The sequence below is a fragment of the Mucilaginibacter pineti genome, assembly GCF_900101875.1.
In the GTDB taxonomy this organism is placed as follows: Bacteria; Bacteroidota; Bacteroidia; order Sphingobacteriales; family Sphingobacteriaceae; genus Mucilaginibacter; species Mucilaginibacter pineti.
This window is the reverse complement of record NZ_FNAI01000009.1, coordinates 268,924-292,552: the sequence shown is the minus strand read 5'-3', so window position 1 is coordinate 292,552 and position 23,629 is coordinate 268,924. Positions and strand designations below refer to the sequence as shown.

Annotated in this window: 19 protein-coding genes; 12 read left to right on the top strand and 7 right to left on the bottom strand. The window is 42.2% G+C overall.

What is annotated here, in order from left to right; translation table 11 throughout:
• Positions 1–106: 106 nt before the first annotated feature.
• Together BLS59_RS19635 and BLS59_RS19630 are read right to left on the bottom strand one after the other, a co-directional pair.
• Positions 107–634 (bottom strand): DinB family protein, encoded by a 528-nt coding sequence (locus BLS59_RS19635; RefSeq protein ID WP_091151733.1) that lies wholly within the window; start codon positions 632–634, stop codon positions 107–109.
• A 108-nt stretch (positions 635–742) separates the two neighbouring features.
• Complete coding sequence (locus tag BLS59_RS19630; protein WP_205411310.1) at positions 743–1,306, bottom strand: tetratricopeptide repeat protein; 564 nt, start codon at positions 1,304–1,306, stop codon at positions 743–745.
• Positions 1,307–1,614: 308 nt separating this feature from the next.
• Here BLS59_RS19630 and BLS59_RS32530 point away from each other — a divergent pair, with 308 nt between their 5' ends.
• The 5 genes from BLS59_RS32530 to trpC all read left to right on the top strand — a co-directional run bounded on the left by BLS59_RS32530 (position 1,615) and on the right by trpC (position 5,890).
• A complete protein-coding gene (locus BLS59_RS32530) occupies positions 1,615–1,746 on the top strand; it encodes a hypothetical protein (protein ID WP_262492962.1) in 132 nt (43 codons plus the stop codon).
• Positions 1,747–2,109: 363 nt separating this feature from the next.
• Positions 2,110–2,538: a cytochrome B gene (locus BLS59_RS19620; protein ID WP_091151728.1), complete on the top strand. Its 429-nt coding sequence runs from the start codon at positions 2,110–2,112 to the stop codon at positions 2,536–2,538.
• Positions 2,539–2,772: 234 nt separating this feature from the next.
• Positions 2,773–4,182: an anthranilate synthase component I family protein gene (locus tag BLS59_RS19615; RefSeq protein WP_091151726.1), complete on the top strand. Its 1,410-nt coding sequence runs from the start codon at positions 2,773–2,775 to the stop codon at positions 4,180–4,182.
• A 180-nt stretch (positions 4,183–4,362) separates the two neighbouring features.
• Complete coding sequence (locus BLS59_RS19610) at positions 4,363–4,935, top strand: anthranilate synthase component II (RefSeq protein WP_091151724.1); 573 nt, start codon at positions 4,363–4,365, stop codon at positions 4,933–4,935.
• Between the two features lie 172 nt (positions 4,936–5,107).
• On the top strand, positions 5,108–5,890 hold the full coding sequence (gene trpC, locus BLS59_RS19605; RefSeq protein WP_091151722.1) for an indole-3-glycerol phosphate synthase TrpC: 783 nt from the start codon (positions 5,108–5,110) through the stop codon (positions 5,888–5,890).
• 89 nt (positions 5,891–5,979) lie between these two features.
• On the opposite strand, the gene BLS59_RS19600 is transcribed toward trpC, so the two are convergent.
• From BLS59_RS19600 to BLS59_RS19580, 5 genes are all read right to left on the bottom strand, one after another.
• Entirely contained in the window at positions 5,980–7,575 is a 1,596-nt protein-coding gene (locus tag BLS59_RS19600) for a SusD/RagB family nutrient-binding outer membrane lipoprotein (protein ID WP_091151720.1), read from the bottom strand.
• 25 nt (positions 7,576–7,600) lie between these two features.
• Positions 7,601–10,309, bottom strand: coding sequence for a SusC/RagA family TonB-linked outer membrane protein (locus BLS59_RS19595; protein ID WP_240315286.1), 2,709 nt, complete (start codon positions 10,307–10,309; stop codon positions 7,601–7,603).
• Between the two features lie 11 nt (positions 10,310–10,320).
• Complete coding sequence (locus BLS59_RS19590) at positions 10,321–10,983, bottom strand: STN domain-containing protein (RefSeq protein WP_091151716.1); 663 nt, start codon at positions 10,981–10,983, stop codon at positions 10,321–10,323.
• A gap of 27 nt (positions 10,984–11,010) precedes the next feature.
• The gene (locus BLS59_RS19585) at positions 11,011–12,024 is read right to left on the bottom strand and encodes a FecR family protein (RefSeq protein WP_091151714.1); all 1,014 of its coding nucleotides are present in this window, start codon (positions 12,022–12,024) and stop codon (positions 11,011–11,013) included.
• Between the two features lie 77 nt (positions 12,025–12,101).
• Positions 12,102–12,689 (bottom strand): RNA polymerase sigma factor, encoded by a 588-nt coding sequence (locus BLS59_RS19580; RefSeq protein ID WP_091151712.1) that lies wholly within the window; start codon positions 12,687–12,689, stop codon positions 12,102–12,104.
• A gap of 579 nt (positions 12,690–13,268) precedes the next feature.
• On the opposite strand from BLS59_RS19580, the gene BLS59_RS19575 reads away from it, so the two are divergent.
• The 7 genes from BLS59_RS19575 (at position 13,269) to BLS59_RS19545 (ending at position 23,560) form a co-directional block, all read left to right on the top strand.
• Positions 13,269–13,850: an RNA polymerase sigma factor gene (locus tag BLS59_RS19575; RefSeq protein WP_091151709.1), complete on the top strand. Its 582-nt coding sequence runs from the start codon at positions 13,269–13,271 to the stop codon at positions 13,848–13,850.
• Between the two features lie 82 nt (positions 13,851–13,932).
• Positions 13,933–14,979: a FecR family protein gene (locus tag BLS59_RS19570; RefSeq protein ID WP_091151708.1), complete on the top strand. Its 1,047-nt coding sequence runs from the start codon at positions 13,933–13,935 to the stop codon at positions 14,977–14,979.
• A 270-nt stretch (positions 14,980–15,249) separates the two neighbouring features.
• Positions 15,250–18,687: a SusC/RagA family TonB-linked outer membrane protein gene (locus BLS59_RS19565; protein ID WP_091151706.1), complete on the top strand. Its 3,438-nt coding sequence runs from the start codon at positions 15,250–15,252 to the stop codon at positions 18,685–18,687.
• Positions 18,688–18,698: 11 nt separating this feature from the next.
• Positions 18,699–20,246: a RagB/SusD family nutrient uptake outer membrane protein gene (locus BLS59_RS19560; RefSeq protein WP_091151704.1), complete on the top strand. Its 1,548-nt coding sequence runs from the start codon at positions 18,699–18,701 to the stop codon at positions 20,244–20,246.
• A 23-nt stretch (positions 20,247–20,269) separates the two neighbouring features.
• A complete protein-coding gene (locus BLS59_RS19555; RefSeq protein WP_091151702.1) occupies positions 20,270–21,133 on the top strand; it encodes a PKD domain-containing protein in 864 nt (287 codons plus the stop codon).
• Between the two features lie 56 nt (positions 21,134–21,189).
• Entirely contained in the window at positions 21,190–22,044 is an 855-nt protein-coding gene (locus tag BLS59_RS19550) for a glycoside hydrolase family 16 protein (protein WP_091151780.1), read from the top strand.
• 58 nt (positions 22,045–22,102) lie between these two features.
• A complete protein-coding gene (locus tag BLS59_RS19545) occupies positions 22,103–23,560 on the top strand; it encodes a glycoside hydrolase family 30 protein (RefSeq protein ID WP_091151700.1) in 1,458 nt (485 codons plus the stop codon).
• Positions 23,561–23,629: the final 69 nt, after the last annotated feature.

The window sequence follows — 23,629 nt, the reverse complement described above, 5'->3', positions numbered from 1 at the left end:
CTTGCCGCAGAGAGGGGTGTCCAGCGAAGCGCAGACGGGGTGAGTCGTCTTGAATTACAGAGCAAGTTGGATAAACTTGTCATTCTGCTGCTCTATAATTGAAGGCTTAAAACATCCCAATGATCTTTTTTATTTGGTGATCATGCCTTTGCGTGTGATAAACCGCAAGGTATGTCCATTCCAACCTGGTGAGGTGACCCATGCCGGGAATTTCAGCCGCAAGGCATGTTTCTGTAAGATCTTTTGCCAGGATGTTTTGCTGCAGTTCCTCAAATATGGCAATAAGCTGGTTTTTTAGCGCTTCTTTGCTGTATTGCTTATCGGCCGGGATAATTGCCGCTGCCGAGGGATACTGGGCAGCAAAATCTAAAAATATATCCTTTACGGCATCAATATACTGGCCGGGATCTCTGTCGGTTGCCATTACAGGCGCGTTAAATATGGCGATAGTACCCGTAACAGATAAACGGATGTGCTCGGCCACCTGTGCTGCAGTCCAGCTGCCTTTAAACGGAATCCGGTTAAAATCACCCGGATCAATGGCCAATATTGTTTTTATAAAAGCAGCTCCCGTAGCTTCAACATCAGCAGCTACCTGCTGTAATACACCGGTTTGTAATGTGGTATTTTTCATGATGCTTATTATTGATTAACCAAAGTTGTGCATTAAAGCCCATAAAAAAGAGTGGTAATTATGACAATATACGGGCGATTTGCGACAGGCAGGCGCAGAGAAACTTAACTATCTATTACTGTTAATAAGCTTTCTAACTTGGGGATTAATCGCGTTTTTGTCTAAGCTATCTGTTATCTTCAAGTATTTAATTGCGCTGTCTTTATGCGCAAAATAGGTATAAGCAGCAGTTAGGGCTGCATACGCTCTGGCACTTGGCTTCAATGCTACCGATTTTCTTAAATATTTTATTGCTGTATTTAAATATTCTACTTGCCTGGTATTTGAAAATAGTTGCCCGTAGCTATTTGATGCACTTTCCCAAACATTAGCGTTTAAACTGTCAAGCGCAATAGAACGGTCAAACAAGGGTAACGACTCTTTGAACTTTCCCTGCTGCCCAGTAAGGTTTGCAAAACCCCAGTAAGCACCTGCATTTAAACTATCAAGCAGCCATGCCTGGTTAAATCGCATCATGGCTGTATCCGGCTTGTTATGGTAATAGTAGCCCCATGCACGGTTCACAAAATATTCTGCAGCTTCTTTTCTACTTTTAAAATCATGCTGGGTTGACTTTATGAAGGTATTGTCGGTTTCAATTTGACCAGGACATTTTTTTACTTTCCCGTACATTGGCAACTTGTTAATTCCATCCGGGCAATCTTCGGCGGGGCTGCATCCAAAGCAAAAAAAACATACCAAAGCGACTAATAGTAAAGGTTTATTCATTCATAAATCTACAAAAAAATGTGATACCCCCACTCGTGCAGTGTAACCCGTGTGAAAGTATTTATTAAGCTTCCTTCCTAATAAATACTTTGGATGAAAGCGACACCGTGCTTAGTCACGGGCTACAAGCCCGCGCTATTGGAACAGTAGAAAACAACTATAATTTTAATTTTATAATTAGTAACTTCATAGCACTTTTTAAACATTCGGATATGGATTTAGTAAGAAAAATCACTTTTAAGAATAGTGTTTTTACCCAGGTTCTTTGGGGAATAGTAATTATTATAGCGGTTTGCTATATTGGCTATATGCTGGGGAAATTTACCTGGTACGTGTCAAAATAACAACACCCTCGCGCGGGGGTAGCGTAGCGTAACCCGTGTGAAGGCAAGCTTTAAGCTTCCAGCTTAGGCATGCGTCGGCTGAAAGCCGAAACCATGCTTAGTCACGGGCTACAAGCCCGCGCCAGTAAAAAAGTGTAGCCTCTACGAGGCAAATAAACAATGCATTTGTTTGCTACAAATAGGTGTCCCCTACGGGGAATGGAACAAATCGTCTTTTAAAGCTTTACCCCATTCTATAATTCTAAAAATTCGGGTTCATATTTCTTTTCCTTCATTATTCCGCATTGAAACGCTATTGTCAAATAGCCGTTGCATATTTCTGCAACTTTCTGTTTTATTGTATATTCACAAAAAAATTATCGCATGAACCTTTACAGCTTTTTACAGCACCTTCATTCCGGTTTCAGGTATATCGTTATCGCTTTAATACTGGCAGCCATTATAGGCAGTTTGGTTGGGTGGATAGGTCAAAAAGCCTACACAAACGGTAACCGCAAGCTCAATTTGTTTGCCATGATCTCGGCGCATACGCAGCTGCTTATTGGTATAGTGCTATACTTTGTGAGTCCGCTGGTTATGTTTAACAAGGCAGTTATGAAAAACCCGGTGGGCCGTTATTTTACGGTGGAGCATTGGGTTATTATGTTAATTGCCATTGCTTTAATTACAATTGGGCACAGCAAATCCAAAAAAGGAATCGATAGTGAAGCCAGACACAAGAGCATTGTTATCTTTTATTTCCTGGCTTTAGTAATTATTTTGGCTGGTATCATACTTATTCCACGTAGCTAATAGGATTTAGCAAAAAAATACTTTCAGAAAAAATTTGACAATTCAATTTTCTTTATAAATTTGTGACCTGATGATTAAAAACTCACATAAAAACAGCTGGTGGCACCAATTAAATTTGGCAGCCGGATTTGTTTTTGATCAGAGATAACTAATCAATTGTAAACCTAAATAGGAAACCCGGCGACCCCAATTCGCCGGGTTTTTTTGTTTAAACCAATTTTTGAAAACATAACAATGAATAAATTTAAAATAACAACCACTCATAAAAAACTACTTGCCGATACCACCACCCCGGTAAGCATTTACCTGCGTTTAAGAGATGTTTTCCCCAACTCGCTGCTGCTGGAAAGTTCTGATTACCACAGCCGCGAAAACAGCCTCAGCTATATTTGCTGCGAGCCCATTGCCGGGCTGGTGCTTAACAATGGTATCCTCAAAAAGCATTACCCCGATGGCAGCCAGATAACCCAGGAAGCCGGCACGTTTGAGCTGATAGACGAACTGAACAATTTCATTGGCAGTTTTGAAACCGATGCCAATCCACTTAAAATGATCTCGAACGGTTTGTTCGGCTATTTTACGCACGAGGCGGTTGAACATTTTGAAACCATTAAGCTAAAACACAGCGACGATGTTACCCGCCAGATCCCGGTGATGCAGTACCATATTTACCGCTACATCATTGCCATTGATCATTTCAAAAACGAGCTTTACATATTCCATAACCAGGCCGAAGGCGGACCAACCAACGGCGGTATCGAAAAACTGGAGTACCTGATAAAAAACAAAAACTTCCCCGAGTACAACTTTAAAAGCAGCTCCGCCGAGCAATCAAACCTTACCAACGAGGAGTTTATTGCCATTGTTGAAAAAATGAAGCAGCACATTTACCGGGGCGATGTTTTCCAGATAGTACCGTCGAGGGCTTTCTCGCGTACCTTCCAGGGCGATGAATTTAATGTTTACCGCGCCCTGCGCTCCATTAACCCATCCCCATACCTGTTTTATTTTGATTACGGCGATTTCAGGATCTTCGGCTCATCGCCCGAGGCACAGATCACCATTAAAAATAACGTGGCCAGCATCTTCCCCATTGCCGGTACCTTTAAACGCAGCGGCGACGATTTAAAAGATGCGGAAATTGCCCGCGCATTAGAAAACGACCCCAAAGAATCGGCCGAGCACGTAATGCTTGTCGACCTTGCCCGTAATGACCTGAGCCGCCATTGCGAGCAGGTAGAGGTAAAGGCTTTCAAGGAAGTACAATATTATTCGCATTTGATCCATTTGGTATCGCACGTAAGCGGCAAGCTGCTGCCAGGCGTATCGTCATTTAAAATTGTTGCCGATACCTATCCGGCCGGTACGTTAAGCGGTGCGCCAAAATTCAGGGCGATGGAGATCATCGACGAAAACGAAAAAGCCAAACGCAGCTTTTACAGCGGCGCCATAGGCTACATGGGTTTTAACGGCGATTTTAACCATGCCATTATGATCCGCTCGTTCCTGAGCAAAAACAACACCCTGCACTACCAGGCCGGTGCAGGAATAGTTGCCGGCTCCGTTGCCGAAAGCGAACTGAAAGAGGTAGACAACAAAATAGCCGCCCTGAGAAGAGCGTTTGAACTGGCCGAGGAACTGTAGAGTGAGGTGCGGAGAGCGGGGAGCCAGGTTCGGGCATGTTCTTTACAGGGGAGCGGGTTTCCGGTGCGCGGAGCGTGATAGAGGCCTGCTCCTTATTTTAGAATTTCGAAATTAAACTTTCGGATTTCATATTTAGAGTTTAGAAATTAGGATTTAGAATTTCTTTTTAAGAGTTAGAAGATGAACAAAATATTAATAATTGACAATTACGATTCCTTTACCTACAACCTGGTGCACCTGGTTAACGAGCTGGGGCAGCAATGCGAGGTTTGGAGGAATGATAAATTTGCCATTGCCGATGTGGATGCTTATGATAAGATCATCCTGTCGCCCGGCCCGGGCATCCCGTCCGAAGCCGGCCTGCTGCAAGAGGTGATCAGGAAGTATTCGCCTACAAAAAGTATCTTTGGCGTTTGCCTGGGTCAGCAAGCCATTGCCGAAGTTTTTGGCGGCAGCTTGTACAACCTTAGTCAGCCGATGCACGGTATTGCCACTCCCATTAAGGTTACCAATACCGGGGAGCCATTGTTTGCGGGACTGCCAGACACCTTTAAAGTTGGCCGCTATCATTCATGGGTAGTTAGCGATAAAGATTTGCCTGCCGTGCTGCAGGTAACTGCCATTGATGAGGAGGATAATTCTATCATGGCACTATCGCACCGGGAGTATGACGTTCGCGGCGTGCAGTTTCACCCCGAGTCTATTTTAACCGAGTTTGGCAAGGAGATGATGGGCAACTGGTTAAAATTGTAAAAGCGGCACCATTATGGTGTATCTTTAAAAAAATAAAGATATTTAATACTGACGGCTGCTGATGGCCTACTGACGCTTGCTGATAACATACTGACGCCCGCTGACGGTCTACTGACGCTCGCTGACGACATATATAATAACTAACATAAAACAGCCATTTGGGGTTAAGGGTATGAACATACTTGATAAAATAGTTGCCAATAAAAAGAAGGAAGTAGCCTATGCTAAAAGCCGCACATCATACGTACAGCTGGAAGAATCAGAGTACTTTCACCGCGAAACATACTCGTTTAAAGACTTCCTGCTGGATCCTTCGCGCACCGGCATTATTGCCGAATATAAGCGCAAATCGCCATCAAAAGGCATTATTAATGATACCTCGCGGGTAAGTAAAGTAACCACCGACTATGCCGCTGCGGGTGCTTCGGCACTATCGGTTTTAACAGATCGTAACTTTTTCATGGGCCGCAAAGCCGACCTCGTAAAAGCTCGTTCGGTTAATACCATCCCACTTTTGCGCAAGGATTTTATGATAGATGAATACCAGGTAATTGAGGCCAAAGCCTTGGGTGCCGATATCATATTACTGATAGCCGCCATACTAACCCCAGCCGAAATTGACACCATGGCAACCCTTGCTAAAAGCCTGGGTTTAAATGTATTACTGGAAGTGCACAACCTCGAAGAGCTGGAACGCAGCATCCACCCCAAATTGGATGCTATAGGCGTAAACAATCGTAACCTGGCCGATTTTACAGTGTCTGTACAAACTTCCTATGACCTTGCCAAACACATCCCGGCCGAGTTCCTGAAAATCTCAGAAAGTGCCATCAGCGACCAGGAAACCATTCGTGGCCTTAAACTGGCCGGTTTCAACGGTTTCCTAATCGGCGAAAACTTCATGAAACAACCCGACCCAGGCCAGGCTATGCGCGAGTTTGTAGCTGATTTATAGACATTTATTACTCTTTTTACCAAAAGCAAAAGGGCAGCCCATTAATAATGGGCTGCCCTTTTTTGAGTGTTATAACTTTCGATCAGGCGTTAAAAGTTTCCTTTATTAACATCCCACCAAAGCCTGGTTCCGCCATTATCTGGTCCGCCTAATACTTTTACCGCATCATTTACAGCAGCTGAGTTTGTATTGTACTCGGTGCTCGGGTAAGGTATACGACGAATCTGTATTTTGGTATCAATAGTACCGCCGCTTAAGTTACTCAGGTTAGGGTATAATTTAGGATAGCCTGTACGTCTGTAATCGGCCCATGCTTCTTGTCCGTCTGGAAAAATAGCCAGCCATTTTTGAGTAATGATTCTTTCCAGTTTCACTTCGTTTGCAGCAGCCTCATCCCACTTGACGGTGATGGTTGATATAGGATCGGCGTTATTAGCTGCATTCAACGGATCAACATAGGCAGCCTGTTTGCTTGTAGCGTCATTAAGATAATCGCCTATAGCTACACCCCATTGTTCCATAGAAATATTTATACCCTTTTCATAATTATCTTTGGCAACGCCTGCACCGGTCCAGCCACGTACTGCTGCTTCGGCTTTCAAAAACCACATTTCGGCAGCCGTCATTATTAACTGGGGAGCCTTTTGAGTAAATGTGGTAAGGCAGTTATATGATGCTAAGCTCTTGTAATCGCCTTTGGTAACATCGGCACCAAGGCGTATGCCTGTGTATGGCGTGCCTTTTGTTGCGGGTGTAACATAAATAGGGCCACGTGGGTCATTAAATCCCCCTAAATAAGATCCGATAGCGGCATTCAAATGATTATCGCCACCGTAGGCAATAGTAACCGTGTAAAGGTCATTGACCCTTGAACCTGATTGTGCTACAGCAGCATCGTCGCCAGGAGCGGCTAATAAACCACCCGGCGCGCTCATTGCTTTTTCGGCTTGTGTTTTAGCCGTAGCTGGATCAGCCTTTACAATACGCATAGCTAAGCGAAGACGTAGTGAATTTGCAAATTTGAGCCATTGTGTATAAACACCGTTATATATTAAATCGCCGGTGCCAATAGGCGCTTTGCCTGGGTTAGCGGCAATATAAGTTTGTAAGTTAGTTGCAGCTGTATCAATCTGTTTAAAAAATGTTTGGTAAACAGTAGCCTGGTCATCATAAGGGATGCTTATTAATGACGTGCCTGCCTTTGTATAAGGAATTGGACCAAAACGATCAGTTACCCTATCCATTGCTTCAACCTGTATTAACAGTGCAACGGCCCATAAATCCGGGTTTAATGTTCTTGCACCCGCCTGCGCTATTTTACTTACGGGCGCCATAACCAATTTATACTGGTCGTTAAACCCTGTCACATTCCAGCCATCAACCAGCGCATATTTCAGGTTGTTGTTTCCACCCCTGAAATCAGTTGGCGACATCATATAACCTGCGTAAGCATCGGCGCTCAAATTCTGTGCTATCTGATAATTGCTATATATAGCCTGTTCCAATGGCCCTATAGCTGTTGATGCGATTGACCTGCTTTGTTCAACTGTTAAAGCAGATGGATTTGTATTGTATTTTTCGAAGTTTTTTGTACATCCTGGCAACATTAACGACGCCATTAAGATGGAAATACCAGCAAAGCTATTTTTGCCCTGTTTAAGTATTGCTATTGAATTATTTTTCATTTTCAAAGAGTTAAATGGAGTGGTTTTAGAAACTAACGTTAAGGTTTAAACCAAGGTTGCGTGTAGCTGGCTGGTTGAAAACATCAATACCCGAAAGGGTATTACCTGTTGACATGGCAATTTCCGGATCAAATGGCGCTTTCTTATAAAAATATAAAATGTTACGGCCAACTACCGAAAGCTTAACACTTTTAATACCGCTGTTAGCAATACTCCAGGTGTAACCTAAAGATGCTTCACGCAAACGCACTACGGTAGCACTGTACATGTACTCGCCGGTGATACCACCGCGCTGACCTATTGTTTTGTACCAGGTTTGCGCGTCAACAGTTGTAACGGCCTGTCCGGCGGCATTTACACCGTTCACCTTTACTCCGCCTTGCGCACGCGCCTGGCCCGATTCTTCAGAAACACCGGTAGCATCTAATAATCCTTGTGTTATTGACATTACCTTGCCGCCAAATTTACCATCAACTAATAAATTAAGACTTAATTTTTTGTAGCTAAAGCTGTTGCTCCAGCCTAATTGGAATTTAGGGTTAGGGTTACCCACAAGGTTATAGGCTGCACTTGGTGTTGGCGCATAAGGGTGTTCTGCGGTTCCATCTCCGCCTAATACTACACGTCCTTTATCATCACGTAGTAAAGTTGGGGCATAAATATCGCCATAAGAACCTCCTTTTACCAGTTCAGACTGATAGCTGTTACCATCGTTTGTAAGGAAGAATTTATCTATGCCATCTTTGGAGTCAACATCTATGATCTTGTTTTTGTTGGTAGATGCGTTTACTGTAGTATTCCAGCTAAAGTTGCTGCTTTTAAATACATCGTAACCTAAAGTGAATTCTAAACCGGTATTTTGAACGTTACCTGCATTTACATAACCTGTTGAAATCAATGTTGGCGCGCTGTATGATACAGGGATGTATTGGTTAAGCGTGTTGGTTTTGTAGTAAGTAAAAGTAAAATTGAGCTTATCATTTAAAAAGCGCAAGTCGGCACCTAATTCAAATGAATTGGTTTTTTCTGGTTTTAATGTGCCATTATAGCCAGCTGTGTTAAATACCAATGCTCCGCTACCATCCTGTGTATTTTGAATATTGGTTAAATACGGTGGTACGGTATTACCAACCTGGGCAAAGCTTAAACGTACCTTGGCATAGTTTATGGCCTTAGGTAATTCAAGTGCCTGCGATAAAATCACAGATAGACCTGCAGAAGGATAAACGTAAGAATCATTATTAGTGAACGAAAGGTTTGACGACCAATCTTTTCTACCGGTAACTGTTAAGTAAGCCCAGTTTTTGTAAGAGAAATCGGCATTAGCGAAAATGGCTTGCGTTTGGCTGTGGTTAGGAGGAAGCGCGAAACTATTTACCAGTGAAGCAATTGAATTAAGCGTGGTATTGCTGGAGCTTGTACCTGCACGTGAAACAATGATGTTACCGGCTGTGAAATAATCTGGCGTTTGAAGATCGCCGCCAAATGAATAGCCTTGTAACTGTTGATCGTTAACACTGGCACCTAATAGTCCGTTTATTTTAAAATCTGAATTTTTAAGCGGCACTGTAAAGTTTACAAGCACATCGCCATATTTTTGAGTAAGTGTTTGGTTGCTTAATTTTAAATTTCCAGTTTCAAGCGAGTTGTATAAATTGTTTGACCCTGCATAAATATCCTGCTCAAAATCATCAGAAATACGATCAACGTTACCGCGTACCTGTATGTTTAAGTAATTGTTAAAAGTGTATTTTACACTTCCGTTTAATAACATACGGTTGCGTTTTGCGTAGTTGGGCTCGCGGTTTATGATCCACCAAGGGTTATCCTGGTGAAAATCGCCACCATGGGTTATCCAGTTCTGACGATCAACACCTACGTTATCCGGAAATTCGTATTGAGTTTTATACGGCTGTATATCTACACCGCGAGGAAACGCATACAAAGAAATTAGCGGGTTAGAATAGATACCCAATTGCGGCGCGTTTTGAATTTTTTGATTTACATAATTAACACTACCATCCACAGTTAATTTATTATTTAGAAAACTGCCGGTTTCGCGTAAATTAAAGTTGTTTCTATCAAGCTTATTGCCTGGCTCTATGCCTGTTGCGTGCGTATTGGCATAAGAGAAATAAGTTTGAGCAAGCTCCGAACCTGATGAAAAGTTAATGGCATTTGTAAGGTTAGTTCCGGTTCTGAAGAATTTTTTCAGGTTATCTTCCGAGTTTGAAATTGATGGTCCCCAGCTGGTTACATCGCCACTTACAGTACCTGGAGTTTGGCCATATTGATTTTGAAATTTAGGGCGATAAGCCGTGTTATTAGCTGTAAAGCTTGATGAGAAATCAACTTGCGCTTTGCCTACTTTACCTTTTTTGGTAGTGATAAGCAATACACCGTTTTGCGCCTGGCTACCGTAAAGCGCAGCTGCCGAAGCGCCTTCCAACACGGTTATACTTTCAATATCTTCCGGATTGAGGTTAGAGATACCATCGCCGCCATCAGTAGTTCCGCCGAAAGTACCGGTAGGTTGAGCGTTTGCATTACCTGTATTCAGGATAGGTACACCATCAATAACGTACAGCGGTTGATTGCTACCGTTGGCAGACCTGCTACCACGTAATACCACTTTAGCCGAGCTACCTACACCAGATGCACCGGGTGAAATTGTCAAGCCCGCTATTTTACCGTTAAGCGAATTTATAAGGTTATCCGTTTTTACAGTGTTCAATTGTTCGCTGCTTACCCTTTGCGTAGCGTAAGTGAGTGACTTTTCTGACCTTTGATACCAAAAGCAGTTACTACCACCTCCTGCAAGCTTTTTGAATCGGTTGCTAATGTAATCGTGATGTTGGCATCGTTACCCACCGTTACTTCCTGCGGGATGTACCCAATGTACGAAAACACCAAAACGTCACCTGGTTTGGCATCAATAACAAATATACCGCTGGCATTGGTTTGGCCGCCAGTTGTTGTGCCTTTTATATGTACACTAACACCTACAAGCGGTTGGCCGCTGGCGTCTTTAACGGTACCTGTTATTTTGGCTGCCTCCGCTGTAAGACCCTCGGCTGCCGAAACAATCAGCTTGTTGTTAAACACCTCGAAACGCAGGCCGGTTTGGTCGCTGATGCTGGCCAAAACTTCCTTAACCGGCTGGTTTTTACAGTTAATAGATACCAGTTTATCGGCGTTAACCTCATTTCTGTCAAAATGTACGTCGAGGCCGGTTTTGCGACCTAAACTTTCCAGCACATTTTCCACCGGCTTACGGGTTACGTTCATACTCAGCATCATGGGCTGGGTAATTGCCACTGGGTTTGCAGGTTGGGCCATTAATCCCGTTGGTGAAACGAGTAACGCCGAAAGACTGCAGATCTTTAAAAAGCGTAAAGTTGATTTCATATTGGTTGGTTGGTTTATATAAATTATTTAATAAAGTATAATTTCATTGTTGTTGGTTTTGTAATGAATGCGCTCGGTTAAGCAAATGGTTTCCAGCACATCGGCAAGGCTTTCTTTTTTAAACACACCGGTGTAGCTCCATTTAACTTGCTTGCTATTGTTTGTTATTTTTAAGTTAAAGCGGTTCTCGATAGAATTAAGCACTTCGGGCATCGAGGCATCTTTGAATGATAAAATGCCATCCTTCCATCCGGTTACGGTTGTTTCGTCATCAAAGCTGCTGCTTTTAACATTGGTTAAATCGTCGTTGGCTATTATCTGCTGATGAGGTAATACTATTCTTGAAGCGGCCTGGCTTTTTGCCTTAACCATGTTATCAACACGTATTTTTCCGTGTATGAGCGATATAGAGATCTTATGTTCGTTTTTATAATTACGAATGTTAAATGCTGTACCTAAAGCGGTGGTGGCAAACTTGGTAGTATAAACCGTAAACGGACTGGTTTTATCTTTCGCTACGGTAAACAGGGCCTCACCCTCTTCCAGGTAAACAGGGCGTTTGTGGTTTATAAATCTTTCGGGGTAACGCAGGCGGCTTGACGCATTAAGCACAATTACGCTACCATCGCTCAGTGTTGCGGTGTACTTTACCGCCTTTTTGGTTTGCAGGTATATCCAACCATTGCTTTTGCGGATAACAACATTAGGCTGCACTTTACATGCCTGTAATGCAGGGGTTTTATCAATATTTTTTTGCGACCAAAACCATATTGCTATTGCCGTGCCCGAAATTAAAATAAGGGAGGCTGCCACACCAAGCTTGCCCAAGTTATTTTTAAAAATATTTACGGGCTCTTTTATCTGGCTATCTATAACAGCCTTGGCATTAGCCAGATACGCGTTTATCGTATCCTCATCAAAGTATGTGGGGTCGTCATTTTTTAAATGACCAAGCCATTGCTCCACCGCATCATTTTCATGTTGTGAAGTTAGCCCTTGCCTGTACCTGCGCAGCAGATTTTTAATTTTCCGGGTGTCCAATAATTGGTGGTTTTGATAGGTAGTCGGCGTACTATCAAAAAAGTACCATCGGAAATTAAAAAAAAGTTATTTTTTTGTTATTTTTTTATGAGCAGCAGGCCGATGAACATAATTATCATCTCAACGCCCGAATAATTCATGCGTAAAATGCGCATTGCCTTACCCAATTGGTTTTTTACCGTTTGTTTGGAGATACTTAAACGGTTAGCTATATGCTGAATATTTTCCTGTTCAATACGGCTGGCAATAAATATCTCCTTCATTCTTAAAGGCATCTTATTTATTTCATCCATTGTATCGGCAAGTTGTTTGCGATGATCAAGCACATCGCCAAGCATCGAATAATCGGCATCCATATAGCTTCCCAAGCCAGCAAGATAGCTTTGGAATTTTTTGTCCTTCCGATAAATGTCGACAATTTTAAACCGGGCCGACTGGAAAAGGTACCCTTTTAATGAAGTATCAATAATTGTTGCTTCACGCTTTTCCCATAAGGCTACAAATATATCTTGCAACACATCGCTGCACATATCTGGATCTTTTAACTTATGCAGTAGATATATGTATATAGGCTTACTATATAGCTGATAAATAGCATTAAACGCCACACTGCATCCCTGTTTCAGGTTACCTAAAAGCTCCTTTTCATTACAATCAGATTGCATAAGTACGGGGGTTTAAAAGTGGAAATTTAATAGCGAACACTAACTTATTAAAATTTTTCGAAAAGTACAATTTTTCATCTAAATACAAAACATAAAATGACCTATGTTAAATTTTTATTACAAAAAGTACCGGTTTAATAAAACATGTGACCAGCCAATGCAACGTAAAGACGAATTATATATGGCATTTTAACAAAAGGCGATTATTTAAAACACATGCCATTAAACACAATTGAAATTTTAATTGATACCTGATAAAATCACGACAACGCAAGAAAAAAACTACTCCAAAAGGCTATAAATAAATTTTGATCAAAAAATTTATACACATTGTATGAACCTTAAAGAATATCATTTTTATTTCAATTATATTCTTGCATTGCCAAAACCGTAATGGTTACCATGGCTAATTATCAAACCAATTAATACAGCACACATAATAGTAAATAAATTAACCTCCTAATTTATTATCAAACAAAGTAATAGGCTTTTACACTTGCTAATTATTTGTTTTTTGTTCAGTTTTGTTTATTGATTAATGATTAATTAATATAACGTTGATCAATCCGCACCAATTTTATGACCGATTTTTCAAAGCTTAATGAGGACGAACTGATTAGTTTGCTGCAGCAGGATAAGCTTGGGGCTTTCAGAGAAATATACACCCGCTACTGGAAGGTGCTATATGCCGAAGCCTATCAGCGCCTAAAAAGCAAAGAACTATCTGAAGAGATTGTGCAGGAGCTATTTACAGCTGTTTGGCATAAACGATACGCCATTAACGTAAAAACAACGTTGGGCGGCTACCTGTATTCGAGCGTGAGCAACCTGGTAATTGATTATTACCGCAAAGAATTGGTGAGGCTTAAATATAAAGAAAGCTTAAAGGTGGTATACTCCGAGGCCGATACATCTACCGAGGATGCTATTATGCTTAAAGATATGATGCAAAGCATCGAATCGGAAGTTAACCAGCTGCCCGATAAATGCCGGTCGGTTTATGAACTCAGCCGCATTGAAAATAAAACAAACAAGGAAATTGCCCAATACCTTGGTATCTCAGAAAAAACCGTCGAAAACCACCTAACCAAAGCCCTTAAGCGTCTTCGCTTAAATCTGGGGCATTATATTGTACTGATTTCCATTGCGTTAATAAAATAATTAAATTTATTTTAATTAACAGTAGGGGGTGCCGTACTTTTAAACGTCAATCATTTTATAAACCAATTTTATTTTCATCTTCATGAAAAAACCTATATCCATTAATTTACTGGAAAAGTATTTAAATGGTAATTGCTCTGATGCAGAGGTATTATTAGTTAAAGAGTGGTATCAATCTTTTAAAGACGAGCATGATTATGTTTCGGATGTAGATTTTATTGAAGAAAAAGAAATTGAAGAACGCATATATCACCGCATCATCGAAAATATTAATTTACCTGCAGACGACAGCAGGGATGATGAAATGCTTAAGATCGAACGCGCCGGCAATCGTAGCATAGGAAAATGGTTTGCCGCCGCCGCTGTTGCTGCCATATTTATTACCGTTGCTTACTTAGTTGCCTACAAACCTGTAAAATACAATACCGAACAGGCCGCCGCCGTAACTATTGAAGAAGTTAACATTACCAACAACACCAACCAGATCTACAAATCTGTACTGCCCGATAATAGCGTTGTTTGGCTAAGCCCCGGAGCCAATTTAAGGTATCCAAAATCTTTTGCCGAAAAGGCCCGCATGGTATCAATGGATGGCGAATGTTTTTTTGAGGTTACTAAAAACCCACAGCGACCCTTCATTATCAGCAGCCAATCTATAGTAACTAAGGTTTGGGGCACCAGTTTTTTGGTGAGAGACAGTTATAAAAGCGCCACTGCCGATGTATCTGTTGTAACAGGTAAGGTATCGGTAAGCATAAAGCACAGTGCGGGGATACACAACCCAGTGTTAAAATTGGAAAAAGGCGAGATCATGTTATACCCACATCAAAAAGCAACTTACCTGGCCGATTTGAATGTTTTAAAACCAGGAACAACTATTCGCGAGCGCGATCTGCAATTATATACACGGCTTAATTTATCATTTGAGGGCCAGCCGCTCAGGGATATTATTCCGGTGCTTAACACAAAATTTAATGTTCATATAAAGGTGATGAATGAGAAGCTGAATCACTTTATTTTTAATGCCGATTTTGCCGGTTTTAACCTGCCGGATGTGCTCGAAGCACTAAAAAAATCAATTAACGTGAACTACGAGATTAAAGATGATAATACCATCGAACTGAATTAACCAATTAACCGATCTATAAACCAAATTAAGTAGCGTATGAAGATTAAAATACATACATAACCTCCCCCGAACACTTCAATCTTCTGAAGTGAAGACCCTTTAAAACAAAAAAACTTAGAAGTGTTGCGAGCACTCCCAAGTTTAAAGCAAGCCCTGCTTGAAGAACACCATAAAAATGGTGTAAGGGCTTTTTATTGTCTCATTTTAACATAGAAACATAACAAATATATGAAATTTCATTTACGAAAGCCCATCCCCTGGTCTAAAATCATGAAGATTACATTTAGTCAAATAATGATAGCAATAATGATAAGCGGCATGGCTTATTCAAGTCCGTTGAAGGCGCAGGACATCTTAAATAAAACATATAGCCTGTCATTCAATAATGCAACATTACAAGAAGTATTAACCTATTTTCAAAAAAATCACGATGTTAAGTTCATTTACAGTAAAAACTCTGTAAACCTTTCACAAAGGGTATCCGTTAACTTTGTTGATCAGCCACTTAGAAATGTACTTGATCAGTTGCTGAAGAAAAACGGCATTGATTACGAGGTATTAAAGAACCGGATCATATTAGGCAAACTAACCGCAACCGGCACAGGCGATTTTAAGGCGGCCATATCTGCTGAGAATGCCGATGCCGCCGACCAGCAAGAGCTTGGCATCCCAATAACGGGTAAAGTTGTTGATGAAAAAGGCTTGCCGCTACCAGGCGTAACCATTGTTGAAAAAGGTACAACCAACGGCGTTAATACCGACATCAACGGAAACTTTAAACTAAGCGTAAGCGATAAAAATGCGGTGCTGGTGGTAAGCTTTATAGGCTACCGTAAAACAGAGGTTGCCGTAGGCGATCAAACGTCCATCAGTATTTCGCTAAGCGAAAACATCAGCGGCCTTAATGAGGTGGTTGTAGTTGGTTACGGTACACAAAAGAAAAGCGTTACCACTGGTTCTATCTCAGGCGTATCTGCCAGGGAATTTGAAGATCAGCCGGTAACACGCATTGAGCAAATCCTGCAGGGCAGAACATCCGGTTTAACCATTACCACTAACGACGGACAACCCGGTGACGGTGCAACAGTACGCGTACGCGGTGTAACTACATTCAACAATAATGATCCTTTATGGGTGGTTGATGGTGTTGTGGTTGATAATGGAGGTATCAGTTACCTTAACCAGTCGGATATCGAATCTATCGAGGTATTAAAAGATGCTGCTTCATCGGCCATTTATGGTACACGTGCCGCTGCGGGTGTTATTTTGGTTACCACCAAAAAAGGCAAAGCAGGCCGTACACAAATCAACTACTCTGGTTATGTGGGCACATCTGCCCCGGCGCGTAAGTTAGATTTGTTAGATGCTACCCAATATGCAACTTTAAGAAACGAATCCAGCGTTGCAGGCGGTAAAGGTATCCTATTTCCAGATCCTGCTTCGCTTGGAAAAGGCACAGACTGGCAATCGGTTATATTTAACAAAGGTGCCAAACAGCAAAATCATGAATTAAGTGTAGCTGGCGGAACAGATAAATCAACCTATTACACCTCCTTTGGTTATTTACAGCAGGATGGTATTGTTGCTACCGATATATCAAAATATAAACGTATAAACTTCCGTACCAATTCAACCTTTAAACCTTCAAAATATGTGAATTTTGGAGAGAATATTGGCTACACCTACAATAAATCAATTGGTTTAGGTAATACAAATAGTGTATTCGGCGGCCCGCTAAGTTCCGCCATTAACCTTGACCCCACTACGCCAGTAATTATAACAGACCCAACGGTTGCAGCAAAAGCACCATACATCAGAAATGCAGGCGATCCGCCGGCATTGCAAAACGCCCAGGGATATTATTATGGAATTTCAAACTATGTAGGGCAGGAAATTACTAACCCGTTAGCGTACATCCAAAAACAATTGGGCAACCACAGTTGGGCGCATAATATTGTTGGTAATGCTTATATGGAAATTAATCCAATTAAAGGTTTGGCAATTCGATCTACAGTTGGTACAAAAATGGCATTTTATGGCGACGAATCATTTACACCCGTTTATTTCCTGAATGCATCTACCATTGGTTCCAGAAACAATTATAACCGCGATCAAACCCGTGTGTTTAGTTGGAACCTGGAAAATACTGCTTCATACACCCGCTCAATCAATCAACACAACATAACAGTGTTATTGGGCCAGGGTGCGTATGTTGATGCGGCTACCATTGCTTCGGGCGTTACCGAGTATGGTTTACCTGTTACCAACTATAACGATGCTTCTTTAAACTTTGCAATCCCGGCGATTGACAGGATTGGTTACGGGAGCGAGGGGCAGCCACACCATTTAAGTTCTTTATTTGCCCGTTTAAACTATGATTATCAAGAAAAATATATCATTCAGGGCATAGTGAGGCGAGATGGCTCCTCAAGATTTGGGTCTAACTTTAAGTATGGCACATTCCCATCGGTTTCAGTAGGATGGGTTCCATCTAAAGAATCATTCTGGCCAAAAACTGAGGCGATAGATTTTGTGAAACTACGTGGCGGTTATGGTGTTGTGGGTAATGATGCTATCCGTGATAACGCCTTCCTATCCACCATCGGTGGCGGCAGGAACTATAGCTTTGGAACCGGCGACACCTACATTAGTGGTTACAGCCCCAATGCGCCATCAAATCCAAATTTGAAATGGGAACAAACCTCGCAAACAAATATTGGTTTAGATGCGATATTGTTTCACGATTTTAATTTAACATTAGAGTGGTACAAGAAAAAAACTACGGGCATCCTACAGCAGCCAAGCCTGCCTTTTTATATTGGCGCTATTGATAATCCTTATGCCAACATAGGAGATATGGAAAATAACGGCCAGGAACTTCAATTAGGCTATCACAAAAAAGTGGGCGAGTTTAACCTCGGTTTTGATGGTAACGTATCTCACCTTTCAAATAAGGTTACCCGTTTAGCCCCCGGACAGGATTATTTAAATGGTGCTGGTGTTCAAAATATCCAGGGTGGCGTAACGCGTTCCCAGGTTGGATATGCTTATGGTTCATTTTACGGGTACGAAAACACAGGTATATTTCAAACACAGGCCGATGTCAATAATTATATATCTCCAAAAACAGGATTGCCCATTCAGCCTAATGCAAAGCCCGGCGATTTCAGATGGGTTGATACTGATGGCGACGGTACTATTAGCGATAAAGATCGTAAATTCATAGGTAAATCTTTACCATCATGGCAATTTGGCTTTACGGCTACAGCGGCTTACAAAAATTTCGATGTCGTTGTATTTGCACAGGGCCAGGCAGGTAACAAAATATTCCAGGGTTTACATCGCCTTGATATATTAACCGCCAACTACACCACCGCTGCGCTGAACAGATGGACGGGTCCGGGAACGTCAAATACCTATCCACGCTTAACCGATAAAGACGATAACAGCAACTTTGGATACAACTCAAACTTCTACCTTCAAAGCGGTAACTATTTGCGCATTAAAACATTGCAATTAGGGTACACATTTGATAAAAACCTGATAAATAAAATTGGTTTGCAAAAAGTACGCATTTATGCAACCGGCCAAAACCTTTTAACATTTACAAAATACACAGGATATGATCCTGATATCTCAGGCAGTATTGATCAGGGCTTTTATCCGCAGGCACGTACATTCCTGGTTGGCTTAAGTGTTGGATTTTAATATAAATTAATATGAAAAAGCATTTAAAATATTTAGCAATTTGTGCGGTAGGCATTTCTGTTGTTGTTACTGCATGTAAAAAAAGCTTCCTTACGGTAACACCAAAAGGCACCAGTTTGGAATCGAATTATTATAAAGATCAAGCCGAAGCATTTAACGGTCTTGTAGCGGTTTATGATGTTGTAGGTTATCAAAGCGGAGGCCTGCTAACCAAGGCAGACGTAATGGATAGCGGCAGCGACGATCATGTAGCTGGTGGCGGTGGCTCAAATGATGTGTCGGACTTGCAGGTGTTTAATAACTATACGCTTAACGCCACCCAGGGCCCTTCAACTGCAATGTGGCAGGGAAGTTACCAGGGCATTTTTCGTGCAAACGTAATTATGGCTAAACTTCCTGAAGTTCCTATGGATGCAGGGTTAAAAGCCCGCTACAGTGATGAAGCGCTGGCGTTGCGTGCATATTTCTATTTTGATTTGGTGCGTATGTTTAAAAACATTCCGCTGATCTTAAAAGAAGTGCCTTCAGATGCGATAAATGACGTACTTCAAGTACCCCCTGCCGAAGTTTATACCCAAATTGAAAATGACCTGAAAGCAGTTATTGCCGCTAAAAACATACCCAATACGGTAAATGTGGCCACCGATGGCGGCAGGTTTACAATGGGTACAGTACACGCATTATTAGGTAAGATTTATCTTTTTGATAAAAAATATACCGAAGCTGCAGCTCAATTTGCGGAGGTAAACGGTACCCCAGGGCAAGCCAACTCAACATACGGCTACAAATTGCTTACAAGTTTTGCCGACCTGTGGAAAGTTCAGAATAAATTCAATTCTGAATCAATACTGGAAATAGGCCATTCGTCAAAATCGGCAGGAACATGGGATTGCGCTGCCTGTACCGAGGGTAACCTTTTAAATATCATGGTAGGCCCTCGTGGCTATGTGACAAAAACAGCCGATGCGCCAGATTATATTTCTGGCTATAGCTTTATTCCGTTCACAAAAAACTTCTTCGATTTTATCCATAACGACCCGCGAAACTTTGCAACCGTAGCCAACCTTGATAGCTTAAAAGCAGCTGGTATTGCAGATTATGTGGCAGGTTATGATAACACCGGGTTTTTCATAAATAAGTTTGCCGGGCATGCTAAAGACAAAACTACAGGTGGCGGCGAGCCGGTTTTAAACTATCCGCAAAATATGTATGAGATCCGTTTGGCCGATACTTACCTGATGGAGGCAGAAGCCCTTATATCCGGTGGCGGCGATTTAACCCGTGCTGCTGCATTAATGACTGCCGTACACACCCGTGCTTATAACGACGGAAAAACGCACCCACTTGCTGCAACCATGGCCAATATTAAAACCGAAAGACGCGCAGAACTTGCCGCCGAAGGCCACCGCTGGTTTGACCTGGTACGCTGGGGCGATGCAGCAGCCGTACTTGGCTACAAAGGCTTTAAAGCCGGCAGAAACGAAATTTTACCCATCCCGCTTAATGATTTGAATGCTACTAAACTGAAGCAAAGCAAAGAGTACGGCGGTACCCTTTAATTTAACTGTTTAAATTATTTACAATGAAATTAAACTCAATAAAAACCTACTTAGTAGCTACCGGAATTGTAGCTGTAGGTATATATGCGGGTTGTAAACCCGAGAAATTTGGCGATGGTAATGGCTTGTCGTCACCCAACCTTAATGCGTCATTTACAGTAACGCCGGTTGCCAATAAGGCAAACTACTACGTTTTAAAAGCGGATGAAACAGGTGTATTAGCTGTAAAATGGGATTTGGGCGATGGTGCGGGCTCGGCAGTTGGTAAAGCCACAGATACCGTGTTTTATCCTGATGCCGGCAAGTATACCATTACACTTACCACGGTTGGCAAAGGTGGTACACAAAAAACCGCATCGCAGGATATAACCGTTGCCACATCAGATCCTGTTGCAGGTAACCTGGTATTGGGCGGCAATATGGCTGCTTCTGACGATGCCTACTGGACACATTTAACCTTTTCGGCAGGCGTAACCATGTCTATCAGCGATGGTAAGATGGTTGCAATAGGCGGGAATGGCGGTCATGCTGCGGTTGCACAGGCAATTGATATTATTGGTGGTAAAAAATACAAGGTTGATATGCTGGTTTCTGGCAGCGGCGCCACCGATACCTGGTTTGAAGTATACGTTGATACCAAGGTACCTCAAAACGGGGTCGACTATCCTTCGTCAAACAAATTGATCTCCCTGAATACATGGGCCGGCTGCGGAAAAACTGCTTTCAGCGGTAAGCTTTCTGCCCTGTCATGTTCAGGGGTTGATAGTAAGAACGTATTCTCTTTTCCAACCAGCGGAAAAGTGTATCTGGTAATAAAAAGCGGGGGCTCCAATCTTGGGGTAACCGGTATTTCGTTTACCAAGGTAGAGTTTAGGGGAACAAACTAATCTATAAACATTAAAGGCTGCTTGCTAACCCAAGCAGCCTTTGTACCATGTATATTATGATCTTTAAAAATTTATCGCTGATGATATGCCCGTTGCTGCTATTAAGCAATATGTCATGCTCAAAAAAACAGGCACCATTACCCGTTTTCAAGCCAATAGAACAAACGCCAAAGGTGTATAGCTTTGATACCAACATTGCCTGGACCGACGATTTTAGTACTGACGGAGCGCCTGACCCCAATAAATGGCAATATGATACCGGCGGCGGCGGCTGGGGTAATAACGAACTGGAATATTACACCAATACTACCAATAACGCTTATGTTAAAGATGGGGTGTTAACCATTGTAGCCAGGAAGGAAGATCTGGGCGGGATGAAATATACATCATCACGCATGGCGTCAAAATTCAGCAGCGATATGCTGTACGGCCGTATCGAGATAAAGGCAAAACTACCCGCCGGCAGGGGTACATGGCCTGCCATTTGGATGCTGCCCAATGATTACGCTTATGGCAGCTGGCCCAACAGCGGCGAAATTGATATTATGGAACACGTAGGGTACGACCAGGGTAACGTACATTTTAGCATTCATGACCAGGTTAACAACGGCGGCAATTCCAAAACCAGCACCTTAAATATCCCAACTGTTTCTTCAGATTTTCACCTTTACCGGGTAGACTGGACACCAGATGCTGTTAAAGGATACTATGATAATACGCTGGTATTTACTTTTGCAAACGAAGGCAAAGGCTTTAGCACATGGCCGTTTGACAAACCCTTCCACATGATGCTTAATGTGGCCATCGGTGGTAACTGGGGTGGTGTACAGGGCGTTGACGATACCATTTTCCCTGTTGCAATGCAGGTAGATTACGTGCACTTCTATAAAATGATCACATCCGACAAATAAACTTACACCTGCTACAAATCACAAATACAACCCATTGCTTTCCCTTTAAACTGAAATAATGAAAAATTTTATAAAATACGCGCTCATCGTTGGTATCGGCAGTATAGTAGCTACCGGTTACAGCTGCAGCAAAAAATCTGGTGGCTCTGGAGATACTGTACCCCCGCCTGTAGTTCCCGTGGTACCTGTTGTCCCGGTTAAATCAGATGTGGCTATGTGGCTTACCCAAGGCGATCAGCAGCAGTTATTGGCAAAGCAAAATGTATCATTGGTATTTAACAGCAAAGCAAATACCAACCCAACCTTAAATGTAGATGCCAACATCACCTACCAAACTATTGATGGCTTTGGTTTTTGCCTTACAGGTGGCAGTGCCTATTTATTAAATAGTGTTGCCGAGCCTAAAAAAACCGCGCTGCTTAAAGAGCTCTTCGGTACCGATTCTACAAGCATCGGGATCAGCTATATCCGCATTACCATAGGCGCGTCTGATATGAGCGCGGCCGCTTTTAGTTATGACGATACAAACGGCGATGTTACGCTTGCCAATTTCAGCCTCGATAAAGAAAAAACAGACCTTATCCCTATTCTGCAAAAAATAATAGCCATTAATCCTAATATAAAAATACTGGCCTGCCCATGGAGTGCGCCCGCATGGATGAAGGATAATAACAACTTTTACGGCGGCAGCTTAAAGCCCGAAAACTTTGATCTGTATTCGAAATACTTTGTTAAGTACATACAGCAAATGAAAGCAAACGGCATTACCATTGATGCTGTTACCCCACAGAACGAGCCGTTAAACGCCTACAATGAGCCTGCAATGTTAATGCTATCTGTAGATGAGGCTAAGTTTGTAAGGGAAAATTTAGGTCCCGCTTTCCTGGCGGCGGGCATCAACACAAAAATAATTGTGTATGATCATAACCTGGACCACCCGGAATACGCCACCGCTATTTTTGCAGACCCAGCCACCAGCAAATTTGTTGACGGAGCGGCTTTTCACCTGTATGGCGGTAACATTAATGCAATGGGGCCCGTACATGATGCGTACCCTAACAAAAACCTTTACTTTACCGAGCAGGCAACATTTGGCAATGGCAAGTTTGCTGATGATTTAAACTGGCACGTCAGCAACCTGATCATTGGTGCAACCCGTAACTGGAGCCGTAACGTATTGGAATGGAACCTTGCATCTGATCCTAATTATGGCCCACATACCCCCCGCGGATGTAACAGCTGCCTGGGCGCGGTAACCATAAGCTCCGATGTAACCCGTAATGTATCTTACTACATCATTGCTCATGCCTCAAAATTTGTAAGACCCGGCGCCGTACGGATAGCTTCGGACCTGACAAATACTTTGCAAAGCGTTGCCTTTAAAAATACCGATGGCACAAAGGTGCTGATAGTTTTAAATGCAGGTGCAAATGCGCAATCGTTCAATATTAAATTTAATTCAGAAATGGTAAATACCAGCCTGCCTGCAGGCGCGGTAGCTACCTATGTATGGTAAGCTTTAAGCGATACCGGTAATATGAAAAATAATAAGCTGTATGTACTGTTAGTCCTTTTTTTAATACCG